Source organism: uncultured Formosa sp., from assembly GCF_947500765.1.
Taxonomy (GTDB): Bacteria; Bacteroidota; Bacteroidia; order Flavobacteriales; family Flavobacteriaceae; genus Formosa.
This window is the reverse complement of sequence record NZ_CANMTH010000006.1, coordinates 38,665-52,059: the sequence shown is the minus strand read 5'-3', so window position 1 is coordinate 52,059 and position 13,395 is coordinate 38,665. Positions and strand designations below refer to the sequence as shown.

11 protein-coding genes are annotated in these 13,395 nt (G+C 32.3%); 5 read left to right on the top strand and 6 right to left on the bottom strand.

The annotated features are described in order from the left end of the window. The first annotated feature begins 154 nt into the window (after positions 1 to 154). Positions 155 to 1,567, top strand: coding sequence for a CotH kinase family protein (locus Q1B05_RS11825; RefSeq protein WP_299780906.1), 1,413 nt, complete (start codon positions 155 to 157; stop codon positions 1,565 to 1,567). A gap of 94 nt (positions 1,568 to 1,661) precedes the next feature. Here Q1B05_RS11825 and Q1B05_RS11820 read toward each other — a convergent pair whose 3' ends face one another. Then, positions 1,662 to 2,561 (bottom strand): DMT family transporter, encoded by a 900-nt coding sequence (locus Q1B05_RS11820; protein WP_299780904.1) that lies wholly within the window; start codon positions 2,559 to 2,561, stop codon positions 1,662 to 1,664. 208 nt (positions 2,562 to 2,769) lie between these two features. Here Q1B05_RS11820 and Q1B05_RS18735 point away from each other — a divergent pair, with 208 nt between their 5' ends. Further along, positions 2,770 to 3,594, top strand: a complete 825-nt coding sequence (locus Q1B05_RS18735) for an FKBP-type peptidyl-prolyl cis-trans isomerase (RefSeq protein ID WP_366944375.1) — start codon at positions 2,770 to 2,772, stop codon at positions 3,592 to 3,594. A gap of 91 nt (positions 3,595 to 3,685) precedes the next feature. Here the strand turns inward: Q1B05_RS18735 and Q1B05_RS11805 are convergent, their stop codons facing one another. Next, positions 3,686 to 4,927: an alginate lyase family protein gene (locus Q1B05_RS11805; protein ID WP_299780902.1), complete on the bottom strand. Its 1,242-nt coding sequence runs from the start codon at positions 4,925 to 4,927 to the stop codon at positions 3,686 to 3,688. Between the two features lie 166 nt (positions 4,928 to 5,093). Between Q1B05_RS11805 and Q1B05_RS11800 the strand changes: the two genes are divergently transcribed. The 3 genes from Q1B05_RS11800 (at position 5,094) to Q1B05_RS11790 (ending at position 8,030) form a co-directional block, all read left to right on the top strand. Then, on the top strand, positions 5,094 to 6,641 hold the full coding sequence (locus tag Q1B05_RS11800) for an SDR family oxidoreductase (RefSeq protein WP_299780900.1): 1,548 nt from the start codon (positions 5,094 to 5,096) through the stop codon (positions 6,639 to 6,641). Between the two features lie 198 nt (positions 6,642 to 6,839). Next, complete coding sequence (locus tag Q1B05_RS11795; protein ID WP_299780898.1) at positions 6,840 to 7,469, top strand: SDR family oxidoreductase; 630 nt, start codon at positions 6,840 to 6,842, stop codon at positions 7,467 to 7,469. A gap of 54 nt (positions 7,470 to 7,523) precedes the next feature. Further along, complete coding sequence (locus tag Q1B05_RS11790) at positions 7,524 to 8,030, top strand: redoxin domain-containing protein (protein ID WP_299780896.1); 507 nt, start codon at positions 7,524 to 7,526, stop codon at positions 8,028 to 8,030. Positions 8,031 to 8,140: 110 nt separating this feature from the next. On the opposite strand, the gene Q1B05_RS11785 is transcribed toward Q1B05_RS11790, so the two are convergent. The 4 genes from Q1B05_RS11785 to Q1B05_RS11770 are packed head-to-tail and all read right to left on the bottom strand — an operon-like array spanning position 8,141 to position 13,232. Further along, complete coding sequence (locus Q1B05_RS11785) at positions 8,141 to 9,529, bottom strand: TolC family protein (protein WP_299780894.1); 1,389 nt, start codon at positions 9,527 to 9,529, stop codon at positions 8,141 to 8,143. Beyond that, positions 9,529 to 10,890, bottom strand: coding sequence for an HlyD family efflux transporter periplasmic adaptor subunit (locus tag Q1B05_RS11780; protein ID WP_299780892.1), 1,362 nt, complete (start codon positions 10,888 to 10,890; stop codon positions 9,529 to 9,531). Before Q1B05_RS11780 ends, Q1B05_RS11785 begins: the two co-directional genes overlap by 1 nt. Before the next feature lie 7 nt (positions 10,891 to 10,897). Next, positions 10,898 to 12,562, bottom strand: a complete 1,665-nt coding sequence (locus Q1B05_RS11775) for a peptidase domain-containing ABC transporter (RefSeq protein WP_299780890.1) — start codon at positions 12,560 to 12,562, stop codon at positions 10,898 to 10,900. Then, entirely contained in the window at positions 12,552 to 13,232 is a 681-nt protein-coding gene (locus tag Q1B05_RS11770) for a TetR/AcrR family transcriptional regulator (protein ID WP_299780888.1), read from the bottom strand. The genes Q1B05_RS11775 and Q1B05_RS11770 overlap by 11 nt, the downstream gene beginning before the upstream one ends. Between the last annotated feature and the right edge of the window lie 163 nt (positions 13,233 to 13,395).

Below are 13,395 nucleotides of genomic sequence, written 5' to 3'. Positions count from 1 at the left end.
AATATGTTTGAGTTGTAATTTTTTAGATATTTTCTCATTTACAGAGTGCTAGTCGGGATTCACTGAAAAGGTGGTTCGCTTTACTTAATATTAAATTATAGTCCTATTTAATTATCGAAATTTGGGCAATGACAAAACTTTTAATGTATTGAAAATGAAAAAAACAACAATTGCATGTCTCTTTGTTATGCAAATGGTTTTCTTGTATTCATGTGGAGATGATAGTACATCATCAGATGATGTAGAGACAGACGACAGTGTAGAAATTGTTATTGATGATACCGATTTTGAAACTACAGATTGGACAGACGAAACGCACAGTAAAAGTGCAGATCCTGATTTTGATGAGGTTTTTGAAGATGAAACAATTAAACGCATAGATCTTGTAATTACAGAAGAACGCTGGGATGCGATGTTAGCAGATATGAATACATTGTACGGAACTTTTGGTTCTCATTCTAATAGTTCTTTAAGCGATGTAGATGAAGATCCTATTTTTATTCCAGGAGAAGTTTTTTATAATGGTATAGAATGGTACCGTGTAGGTATTCGTTTTAAAGGGAATTCAAGCTTACAGTCCAGTTGGTCTTCTGGTATTTTAAAATTATCTTTTAAATTAGATTTTGATGAATTTGAAGATGATTATCCGCAGATCGACAACCAAAGATTTTACGGGTTTAAAAAGTTGAGTTTAAAAAATAATTATAATGATAACTCAATGTTACGAGAAAAAGTAGCAGCCGATGTTTTTAGAGATGCCGGTTTAGCTGTATCGCATACTGCATTTTATACCGTATATGTAGATCATGGAGATGGTCCAGAATATTTTGGTGTGTATACATTAGTAGAAGAGGTAGATGATACCGTAATTGACACACAATTTTCTGATAATGATGGAAATCTATATAAACCGGATGGCGATGGTGCTAGTTTTGCAGAGGGATCGTATTCTGAAGATGATTTGGTTAAGAAAACCAATGAAGATGATGCCAATTTTACAGATGTAGAAGAATTGTATACCGCTTTAAACGCAGACAATAGAACTACAGATCCAGAAACTTGGAGAGCAGAATTAGAGTCTATATTAGATACAGATACATTTTTAAAATATTTAGCTGTAAATACTGTAATTCAAAACTGGGATACGTATGGTAGAATGACACATAATTATTACTTATATAATAATCCAGACACCGAACGTTTATCTTGGATTCCATGGGATAATAATGAGGCGCTACAAGATGGTAATGGTCAAGGCGCTGTATCTATAGATTTTTCTGATGTAAGTAGTTCAAGTTGGCCATTAATTGGGTATTTGTACGCAGATGAAACGTATAAAGCACAGTATGATGAATATGTGCAAGAAACAATAGATAATTACTTTAGTGTGAGTAAAATGCAGTCTAAATATGCAACGTACTCGTCATTAATCGAGCCGTATGCTACTACAGAAATGGATGGTTACACATTCTTAAATTCTAGTTCAGATTTTCAAACAGCTGTAAGCCAATTGAACAGTCATGTTTCACAACGTGCCTCAATTGCAAGTTCGTATTTAAATAAATAGTTTTTTTAATCCTTTTAAGTTGGTTCTTAATTTAAAGCCAGTTGTAAGAAATTACAGCTGGTTTTTTTATACCCTATTCTCAAATGCTTTCTTATTAAGAATATAATATTAAAAACACGCCTAACATAATACCTCCTAAAGGCACTAGTTTTTTGCGTTTGTTTTGTTCTCTAAATATTAAACCTCCAATAACTACTGCAATAATAATCTGACTTCTTTTTATAGCAGATAGTAACATAATTAAAGCATCTGGATCTTGTAACGCTTTAAAGTAAAAATAATCAGCAGTCTGTAACAAGACACCCACAGCTGGGATAGACCATCTAAATTTAAAAGCTTGTCTTTTTTCTGCATAAGGAAACCAAGTAAAGCCTAAAATGACTAATAATATAGTAACAGTATAAAAACAAAACCAAAATTGAAGGGTTTGCGGGGTTAACATTAAACGTTGTATTAAAAACTTATCATACAATCCGCTAGAAGCACCTAAAAATGTAGCAGCAATAATGGCAAAAATCCATTTATTACGTGTAAAAACGATACCTTCTTTTTTTCCTATTTTAGAATAGAGAATTACAGAGCCTATTATTAAAAAAAAACCAATCCATTGTAACGGGTTTGGACGTTCTTGATAAATAAAAATAGCACCAATAAAGGTGAAAAATGGTCCTGCAGATCGTATTGGAGTTACAATTGTAATTGGTAAATGCTTTAGTGCTTGGTAAGCTAAAATCCAAGAGCCTGCCATGATAACTGATTTTATAAAAATAAAAATGTGTTTTTGCCATGAAATAGATTCAATGTAAAACCCTAAAGATTTAGTGTAATCCGGCGCAAATTGAGATCCCAAATAAAAGGGAAGCAATACTAATAAACCTGAAGAAATGGTTCCTAATAACACGGGAAAAACTTCGTTTCCTTGAACGGCGTGTTTTTTACATAAATTATGTAATCCTAAAAATACGGCCGATAACAGACCTAAATACATCCACATGAGCGCAAATATAGTTTTTTAAGTTTTTTAGACCTTTAAATTCATTTTTTTATAACATTAAAATATTCCATGTTGTATTTTCTTCCCTTTTGTAAGTAAATCGTATTTAAAAGCAATTACTTTATTCAGATGTTAAATTTTTTAACAGTTTTTACAGTGTCTAGCCATATCATTTGTATATTTTTGTTTTTAATAAATTTAATAAAATATGAAATCAGTATTTATGGCACTTTTTGTAGTGCTTTTTGTGTCTTGTAGTTCAGACGATTCATCTACAACAATAAATTATGCAGCAGAGAATGAACAAGAAATTTTAGCATATATAACAGCTAACAATTTAGATGCTATATCTACCGGATCTGGTTTGTATTATGTTATGGATGAACAAGGAGAAGGTGCAGAAATTACTTCAACTTCAGATGTTACTGTAACTTATGTTGGAACGTATACTAATGGTTCAGAATTTGATGCTTCTTCGGATGCTATTTCTTTTAATTTACAAAGTGTAATATATGGTTGGCAAGAAGGTCTTCAGTATTTTAACGAAGGTGGTAGTGGTAAACTTATTATTCCTGCACATTTAGCATACGGTAGTTCAGACTATAACGGTATTCCTGGTGGTTCTGTTTTAGTATTCGATATTGATATTATTGATTATACCGCCGAAAATGAACAAGAAATTTTAAATTATATAAATGCCAATAGCTTAGATGCCCAAGTTACAGATTCAGGATTGTATTATGTTATAGACGAGCAAGGTACAGGCGTACAACCAACAGGAACATCGTATGTAACTGTAAATTATAAAGGATATTATACAGATGGTGAAGTTTTTGATGAAGGCTCATCAGATGCTTCTTTTTATTTAGACCAAGTTATTCAAGGCTGGGAAGAAGGTCTTCAGTACTTTAATGAAGGTGGAAGTGGTACCTTATTAATTCCATCAGATTTAGGCTACGGACGTTATGGAAATAATACTATTCCAGGTGGTGCGGTGTTAATATTCGACATTGAATTAAAATCGGTGAATTAAATTCTGTTTTTTTTATATAATATATTAGCCCATCTTAAAATAAGATGGGCTTTTTTTATCTGTATCTTTGCTGTAATTACTGTAACTAATTCTAATTAAAATCGGGATGAAATAACCAAAATTCTTGTAGGTTAGTGTCTTTTGTATGGTCTTCTACTTGCGTTAAAATAGCCTTTAGAAGGCTGCGATATTCTTCAGTTTTATAGGTGTCATAAAATGCTGAAACTATTGGCAAAAGATTAGATACTTCCACTGTTTTTAAAGTATCATGATTCCATTGTGCTCCATCAATCACAGCTGTTAAATAGTGTAATGCTAGAGTTAAACTCTTTTTACTTTCAGTTTCATAAGTCCACATATTTAAATTCACATAATCACCAATTTTGGCAATACTTATTAAAGCTTCAAGGTTAAAGCAACTATAAAAAAAAGAGCGTGTTCTTTCTAGTTCATGAACTTGTCCGCCTTCAGTATTTATCATCTGTTCTAAACTATTTTCCGTGGCTACAATTGTGTTTTTTGTTAGGTTTTTATTTCCTAAATACATAGCTAAAGCAGCAACTTGAAACTTATACCATGATCCGTGATTATTGTTAAGCAGACTTCCTTTAATTCCTAACGGACTCTGAGTTAACCACTCTAAATACGCTGTAAACCATGCCGTCATTTTTAACTGATTTGTATCTGTCCATTGTTTAGATGTTGAGATTAAATGTATCGCATCTGGAATAAACTGAACGATAGATCGTCCATCTAAAATACCAAAAGGTCTAGTGTTAGGTTTACCTGGAATACTTTGTCCAAATTTTAAATGCGGATTCATAAGTGTTTCTGGATTTATAAACCAGGTGTCAAGCATGCTTATGGCTTTTGTTGCGTAGGTTTCATTTTCTGTAAAATAATAGGCTAAACTTAATACACAAACAGTTCTTCCCATAACAGCTAAACGTTTTCTGTCTACAGCTTCAGTTTGGGTATCAGGGTTTGTTTTTCCATCTAAACGAATCCAAGGTAATCCACTTTCTGTGCTTGGATCTGGCCACCAATACCGACTAATACTCAAATAATCATGCTTATCTCCCGAAGGTGGTAATATGCTTTTATTTAATACTGTGGGATTATCTAGTTTTAATGCACGGTTAGCATGTTGTAATAGGTTTTTATAAGCTTCAAGTGTTTTTTCAGATGCTGTGCCGTTAGTAATTCTATTTTTAGCACTTGCTAATCGTGTAGAATCTAACCGAATTAAAGGGTTTGAAATCATTTTTATACTGAATAAACACATAATTACTAATAGATAAAGTGCGTGTTTTGAAGTGTTTTTAGAAGACATGACTTTGAATTATATCGATTTTAACCTTAAATATAGAAGAAATAATATCACTGTTTACTTTTCACTTTAGACAATGTAACGTCTAAAGTGAAATGATAAAGCGATCAATTTACTTGTTGTATATATCGAAGAATATAGCCTATCTTCGCGTATTAAATAGTAATATATGAAAGTAAAGCATGAAGGTGAAGTCGAGTTAAGTGAAAAACAAATAGATAATTGCTTATATGTATTACAACAATTGAATACAGACACGAATCTAATTTTCGATATTCCAAAGGACAAAAGAATTGCCTTAATACAAGCTACAGGGCTGTTTTCTAGACCGAGTCGAGAGGAGTTTGCTCGCCGTAAAAAAGATGCTAAAAAAAATGCAAAACGTAAAAAAGAAGTTCAGGATCGTGTAGCGCGTAAAGTAACAGGAATTAGAAATGCCAGAGAAACACCTATCTTTTTGGCTCCTAAATTGTTAGCTGCAGCAGAATTAGATACTATAGAAACACCGGAGTTAGAGACGCCTCGAAATTGTTATGTTTGTAAAGAATCTTTTACTAAAATGCATCATTTTTACGATACGATGTGTACCGATTGTGGCGATTTTAATTATGCTAAACGTTTTCAAACTGCTGATGTTAACGGACAAGTCGCTGTAATTACGGGATCTCGTCTAAAAATTGGATATCACATTACTTTAATGTTATTACGTGGTGGCGCAACGGTTGTGGCAACAACTAGATTTCCTGTAGATTCTGCAATTCGTTTTGCTAAAGAAGATGATTTTAATTTATGGAAAGACCGTTTACATATTCACGGTTTGGATTTAAGACACATACCAAGTGTCGAGATTTTTTGTAATTATATTGAACAGAAATACGATCGCTTAGATATTTTAATTAATAATGCTGCACAAACCGTAAGACGTCCTGCTGGTTTTTATGCACATTTAATGGCTAAGGAAGAACAAGCTATAGATACGTTACCAAAGGCGGTTCAGGATATGTTAGCTGATCATACAAATTGTTTAGACGAATTAAAATCGTTGACTTCTGGTGCATCATCTAATAAAAATATGCCTGTCACTTGGCATGGTCCTGAACCTGGAATTGGACTAAGAGCTTCTGCTAAACTGTCTCAAATTCCGTATAGTTTTGATAATTCATTAGTCGTAGAAGAGGTGTTTCCTGAAGGAGAATTAGATGCCGATTTACAACAAGTAGATCTTAGAAAGACCAACAGTTGGCGATTAAAACTAGGCGCGATAGAAACCACAGAAATGATAGAAGTACAATTGGTAAATTCCGTCGCACCTTTTGTATTGTGTAATCGCTTGTCTGAATTAATGAAAAAAGAAAATACCGGGCAAAAACACATTATAAATGTTACGGCTATGGAAGGTAAATTTCATCGTGTGTTTAAAGAATCTCGCCATCCGCATACTAATATGGCTAAAGCAGCTTTAAATATGTTAACACATACAGCTTCTGGAGAATTAGCTAAAAGTGGTATTTTTATGAATGCTGTAGATACAGGTTGGGTTACAGACGAAGATCCTGCCGAATTAGCCAAAAAGAAACAAGAGGAATACGATTTTCAACCGCCTTTAGATATTGTAGATGGTGCCGCTCGTGTTATGGACCCGTTATTAGACGGTATTAATACAGGAAAACATTGGTGTGGTAAATTTCTTAAAGATTACCGCCCTATAGAATGGTAAAATTATTTATATTTTTTTTAATTATTTAATTAATAGATATTAATCTAATAGTGCTATAAACGTCACTTTAATAATTAATTATAGTCTTGTATTTAGACTTAAATAAATGGGTACGAATAGGTTTTGCGTTAGTTTTATACGTTTTTAAGTCAAGAGTTACTCTAAATTCTGAGTAAATTGCAGTAAAAATATAACACAATGGAAAATGTATTAGTAGTTGGTGCCACAGGTACCACAGGACATATTATAGTAAATTATTTAAAAGGATCTCAAGATTTTGAACCTATAGCAATGGTAAGAAATGCAGAACAAGAGAAAGCATTTAGTACACAAAATATAAGAACAGTTCACGGCGACCTTGAAGAAGATGTTTCTAAAACCGTTCAAGGTATTGATAAAGTAATTTTTGCAGCCGGATCTGGGGGTAAAAAAGTAGAATCAGTCGATCAAGATGGTGCCATAAAAATGATTAAAGCCTCTGAAGATGCTAAAATTAATAAATTTGTAATGTTAAGTTCTATGGGTGCAGATTATCCTGAACAAAGCGATCAACTTAAAGAGTATTTAAAAGCGAAGCATAATGCCGATGAGTTTTTAAAAAAATCTACACTTAATTATACTATTGTAAGACCTGGAACGCTTAATAATAACGCTGGGCAAGGCACAATAGAATTAGCTGAAAAATTATCTAAACGTGGTGAAATTACACGTGATGATGTGGCTCAAACACTTATTCAAGCTTTACGTGATGAGTCTACAGATACATCAACTTTCGAAATTCTTCAAGGAAATACTCCTATAGAAAGTGCTTTTAAAACTATTAATTAGTTAGATTTATTTCAATATCTAATTACTTTATTTTTAATTTTTAAAACACATATTATGATTAAACCAAGAACAGAAACACCAGATATATCAATAAACTTAGTAAATGGTAGTACATGGACACTTAGCGAACAAAACCCCGAAAATTTCACTCTTATGGTGGTTTATAGAGGGAAACATTGCCCAGTGTGTAAAACGTATCTCGAAACTATACAAAAGCATATTCAAGATTTTACAGATAAAGGCGTAAACGTTGTTGCAATAAGTGCTGATACAGAAGCAATAGCTAAAGCAACTTATAATGATTGGGATATTGCAGATGTGCCATTAGGATATAATTTACCAATTGAAGAAGCGAGAACTTGGGGGTTATATATTTCTAAAGGTATAAAGGATGAGCCAGAAACATTCGTTGAACCGGCTATCTTTTTAATCCGTCCTGATCGCACATTATACGCGTCGTCTGTACAAACAATGCCATTTGCAAGACCAGAGATTATAGCTATTTTAAAGTCTATAGATTTTGTTATTAATAAAGATTATCCAGCTAGAGGAGAGGCTTAATAGTATAATTTTAAAAGGAAATTTTATAAAAAAAAACCGTCCCTAAACATATGTTTAGGGACGGTTTTTATTCTATATGTTTATAATTATTAAAAGTTTATTGAAAAATATTACAAGGTGTTTAAAACTCTTAATAATTCTGATTTTTTATTGAATAACTGATATTCAGAATCGATTTGCTTCAGTTGCGTTTCTATTAATTTTGCTTCTCTATAATTTACTAGAAAAAGAGAGCCTTCTCCTAGGCTAAATTTACGTTCTTCACTTTTTACAATATTTTTATAATCGAGAACTAAATCCAGTAATAAATCATATTGAATCTCATAAGAGGCAATATCTTGAATAGTCCCTTCAATTTTATTTTTTAAAGTAACTTTAGTTAACGAAATATCATAAGAGATATCTTGTAATTTCATTTTAGCCATAGCTAAATCTCCCCGTTCTTTTCTTAAGAATAAAGGAAAGACAACTTTAAGTCCGCTTTTGTAATCTGCAGTATTAAACGTATCTAAGTGTTCATAATCAGACGATAAGAAATTGTATTCTAAGTTCACAATGGGTAATAAGTTGTTTTTTTTTAAGTTCCGGTCTACCGTCAGGATATCTTCTTTAAGTTTTAACTCTTGAAGTTTCGGATGGTTTTCTATAAGTTCGTCGGTACTATTTAAAATAGAACTATTAAGCACAACATCAATCACATCAATAGTTTGTATGTCGGGAACAATAGAATCTTTTAATTCTAATGGTAAATTATTTTCTAACCATAAATAATTAGAGACCTCTAAAGTAGATTTTACATATCCAATTCTTGATTTTTCATAATCTAGTAAACGAGATTTGTAATTAATACTCGCTTCTAGCGTATCTACTGCTGGGTATTCGCCAGCAAAATAGCTTTTTTTAACATTGTTTAATCTATTTTTAGCATTTACAACATAATTTGAATAGACTTGTTTTGCTTGATAGTTTTTTAACCAATTAAAATAAGTCGTTATGGCTTCGTAAAGAAATTCATTCACCATTAACTGGCGTTTAGCTTCAACTTGCTTGGTATACAATTTTGCTTGTTTTAACGTTGCCATACGTTTATTGGTTAGTAAACCTTGAGCAAGATTTAAAGAAATACCAGCGCTATATAAACCATCTTCAGGTGTGTTGTATTCCGGGTTTAAATATTTTCCATCGGTATTTTCATACTTCGCACTTAATTCTACGCCATACCACGTTGGAATTTTAAAGGTCGTATTTAGCTTATCGTAGTATTCTGTACCCTTGAATTTTTTCCGATTATAATCTACCGAAAGTTTAGGATCAAAAGCTCCTCTAGATTTTAATAGCTTGGCCTCTCCTTCAGTAGTTAATAAATGCGCTTGTTTTACAACGGGATGATAGTTTTTTACATATCCCAAGTATTCTTCTAAAGATAGAACACTGTCGTTAGGCTGTGCATAATTCACAGTCACAAAAATCAAGCATATATATGTAAATAGTTTTTGCATTAATAACTGTTTTTATCTGTTTTCGATTTTGAAGCTCCTGCTGGTTGGTAAAAGTTAGGAGGGAAGCTGTTAATTTGTCTCCATAATTCATACCAAATAGGCACATTGTCTAATAACGCAATGGTTTGTGCTCCAGAACCTACACGAATTGCTTCTGGCCACTCTACATCGGTTTCATCTGGGCTTAATAACACACGATACATACCGTTAGAACTGATAAAATTTTCTACCGCTATAATTTTAGCACCATAGGTTCCATAAGATACATTTGGCCATCCGCTAAATACAATTGCAGGCCAACCGTCAAACTGCACACGTACTTTTTCACCTTTGTGTAGTAATGGTAAATCTATAGGACGCACGTACATTTCTACTGCCAATTCGTAATTTGCAGGCATAATATTCACCAATTGTTCGCCTTCTTTTAGCGTTTCTCCAACTCCAGACTTTATGGTTTGATTAATGTAGCCATCTAGTGGTGCTGTAATATAAAGTAAGCTACTACGCTTAGTGTAATTTGCTAAACTACTTTCTAATTTAGAAACTTCAACCTCTGCATTATATCCAATAGATTGTGCTGTATATAAATCGCTTTCAGACTTTGCAAATTTATCGTTATATGTTGCACTAATGGTTGAAATCGCTAACTGACTATTAATAACTTCATTTTTTGTACTTAAAAACTTGTTCTGTAAAGACATGAGTTTCGCTTGAGTATCTTGAAGTTTAGCGTATTTTTCTTCGACATCTTTAACCGCTTTTAAGCCTTCTTTTTCAAGAGTTACAGCACGTTGATATTGTGTTTCGGCAATAGTTGCATTAATTTTAGCCGCTTCTAAATCCATACTATCTGTGGTAACTTTTAATCGGGATTGTATCAGTTTATTTTCGGCTTGCTCTAATTTTAAACGACGTTCTTGTTGTAAAGCAGAAATTTGATTTCTTAAGGCATTTACTTTGTTTTTATACGCTTCTACAGACGAGGTTTTAGCAGTAATCTGGTTTCCTGTTCGTGCTGTAAGTTGTGTGTCAAAATACTCACTTTTTATTTCTGAAATACGAAGTATGGTATCGCCTTGTTTTACAAAATCACCTTCTTGTACAAACCATTCTTCAATACGCCCTGGAATTTGAGATTGTAAAGTTTGCGGACGTTGTCCTGGTTTAATTGTAGTTACACTACCTGAGCTAGATATACTTTGTGTCCATGGTAATAACATGATAATTCCAATGATAATAAAAAAGACTAAAAGGAGCTTTTTGAATATTTTATGGTATTGAATGTCAAATATATGCTGACCAGACTTAAATTTCTTTATATCGATCTGTTCTGATGTGTGATTATGGGATATGTTTAACATATGAGTCTTAGAATTCGTTGATTATATTTCCATTTTTAAGTGTAATTTGTTTGTTACACGTATCCTTCCAATGTTCGCTATTACTAACTATTATAAGACTCCAAGGCTTCTCTGGACTTGTTAGAAGTTTAATAATACGTTCGGCTTCATCTTTTGGGAAATGATCTAATGGGTCTTCAAATATTAATATTTTAGGTTGCTTAACTAAGGCCCTTGCAATAAGTATTTTTCTTATCACAGTGTAAGGCACTTGTTTTCCTTCGGGTTTTAAAATGGTACTTAAGCCTTGAGGTTGTTGTTTTAAGAAATCGGTTAAGCGTAACTCATCAAAAACCTTATAAATGGTTTCGTTATCAATGTCAGGGTTTCCGAAAGACACATTTTCTTTTATTGTGCCTTCAAATGGAGATTCATCAGATAAAGACAATCCTAAATGAGCACGATATTCATTTAAGAATAAACTTTCTATAGATAAATTATTAACGTAAATATGACCATTAGTGGGTTCTAAAATACCTGCTATAAGTTGAATTAAACTCGATTTACCAGAACCACTTTCTCCTTTAATCCATATGCGGTCTTTTTGGTTTATAATAAACGATAATTTGTCTAATATAGGCTTGTTTTGCTCTGGTAATTTGTAAGAGACATTTGCTAATTCTATTGTTAATTCGGCATTTTGTTTAATCGATTCTCCTTTTTGTGATTCTAAAGGTTTGTCTACAACCTGACCTAATTTTTCTATAGATGTTAATACATCATAAAAAGATTCTAAGCCTAGAAGTAATTTTTCAACAGAATTTATAATCAATAGAATTACAATTTCAGCAGCTACAAATTGTCCAATATTCATACGTTGGTCTAATACTAAAAGTCCTCCAATAACTAATAAACCAGCAGTTACTAAAACTTTAAAGCTTATCATTTGCATAAACTGCAGCATTAAAATCTTGAAATGATTTTCTCGAGACTCTAAATAATTATTCACTAAAGTGTCACTTTTTTGCATTGCTAAATTAGTGCGGCCAGAAATTTTAAAACTAATTACAGTACGAGAAATCTCTTGCAACCAGTGTGCTACACTATACTTGTATTTAGATTCTACTAAACTGGTATCCAATCCGCGTTGCGCAGTATACTTAAAAACCACATAAATAAGAACTAATAATAACAGTCCGAAAACCATAAAAAAGGCATGATAAAAAGAAAGTAATACCAGCGCCAATATTATTTGTAATAGGGCAGATGGCACATCAATTAAAATTTTAGATAATCCTTTCTGTATGGTTAATGTATCGAAAAAACGATTCGCTAATTCTGGTAAATAATAATTACGTAATTCACTCATTTTAATTTTCGGAAATCGATAACTTAAATCAAAAGATGCACGAGTAAATATGCGTTGCTGAATGGTTTCAATAATACGCATTTGCATCAATCGTAATGCTCCAGAAAATGCAACTCCAGAAGTCACTAAAATAATCAGGACATATAAAGATGCAGACGTTTGTGCGCCTTGTAATAAGTTAATAATGGCCTGAATTCCCAAAGGTAAAGACAGCCCAACTATACCTTCAAAAACTGCGTAATATCCTATTTGATAAATGTCTTTACGTTCTAATTTTAGAAGTCCTAAAAAACGCCTCCATGGCGTTAACTCTTTAATTTTCATTAACTAATGTTTTTAGTGTTAAATCGATGTAGAAATCTGAGGGTGAATGGGTATTATCACAATTTGTAATAGATATGAAATGGTCTTTTATGAAATGCTGATGTAAAGCGCCTTCTACAATGGTGCTTGCTAGACTTAAAGGATAAGCATACTTAGCATTGTACTCTGTTATAATTTTTGATAAACGATGAATAACACGTTTATAAGGCATAAAAGCACCTTCTTTATTATCTGAATCTACATTTTTAGTTAAATAAGATTTCGAGTTTTCGTGAATAATTATTTTATTTAAAAGCACTTCATCAATATGGCTATATTGTTGATCTTGCTCTGCTGTTCTGCTCACAACCAGTATTGCTTTTTTTAGCTTGTCTTCCGGATTGTTATTACTGTAAGTTTCGATTATAAGCTGACGTTCAATCCAGCTCCAATACCACGATGTAAGGTACACTAACAACTTGTGTTTACTTTCAAAATAACGGTAAATAGAACTTTCGTTAGATTGGATAACTTCGCCTAATTTCTTGAAATTGAAATCTTCGAAGCCATGTTCTTTAATTAGCACAATACTACTTTCTATAATGCGCTTTCCTAAAGCCGAAGATTCTGGATCTTTTAAATACACTCCTGTAGGAATCTGTATTTTGAAGGTTGAGAGTAAATCTATCATAATTAATACTATTTCTCGCAAATTTAATAGTATTACTATTAATACAAAAGTGTTATACTATTAAATTAATGTTAATCCTGTTTAAGGTGTTGTTATATAGTGTTTTACAAGTAGATAATTGTAAAATAATTAGAAATAAAGGTTTTAAGTGCAGCATTTGTGC

Coding starts and splice junctions, on each gene's coding strand:
- Q1B05_RS11825 (WP_299780906.1), top strand. CDS start 155: ATGAAAAAAACAACAATTGCATGTCTCTTTGTTATGCAAATGGTTTTC.
- Q1B05_RS11820 (WP_299780904.1), bottom strand. CDS start 2,561: ATGTGGATGTATTTAGGTCTGTTATCGGCCGTATTTTTAGGATTACAT.
- Q1B05_RS18735 (WP_366944375.1), top strand. CDS start 2,770: ATGAAATCAGTATTTATGGCACTTTTTGTAGTGCTTTTTGTGTCTTGT.
- Q1B05_RS11805 (WP_299780902.1), bottom strand. CDS start 4,927: ATGTCTTCTAAAAACACTTCAAAACACGCACTTTATCTATTAGTAATT.
- Q1B05_RS11800 (WP_299780900.1), top strand. CDS start 5,094: ATGAAAGTAAAGCATGAAGGTGAAGTCGAGTTAAGTGAAAAACAAATA.
- Q1B05_RS11795 (WP_299780898.1), top strand. CDS start 6,840: ATGGAAAATGTATTAGTAGTTGGTGCCACAGGTACCACAGGACATATT.
- Q1B05_RS11790 (WP_299780896.1), top strand. CDS start 7,524: ATGATTAAACCAAGAACAGAAACACCAGATATATCAATAAACTTAGTA.
- Q1B05_RS11785 (WP_299780894.1), bottom strand. CDS start 9,529: ATGCAAAAACTATTTACATATATATGCTTGATTTTTGTGACTGTGAAT.
- Q1B05_RS11780 (WP_299780892.1), bottom strand. CDS start 10,890: ATGTTAAACATATCCCATAATCACACATCAGAACAGATCGATATAAAG.
- Q1B05_RS11775 (WP_299780890.1), bottom strand. CDS start 12,562: ATGAAAATTAAAGAGTTAACGCCATGGAGGCGTTTTTTAGGACTTCTA.
- Q1B05_RS11770 (WP_299780888.1), bottom strand. CDS start 13,232: ATGATAGATTTACTCTCAACCTTCAAAATACAGATTCCTACAGGAGTG.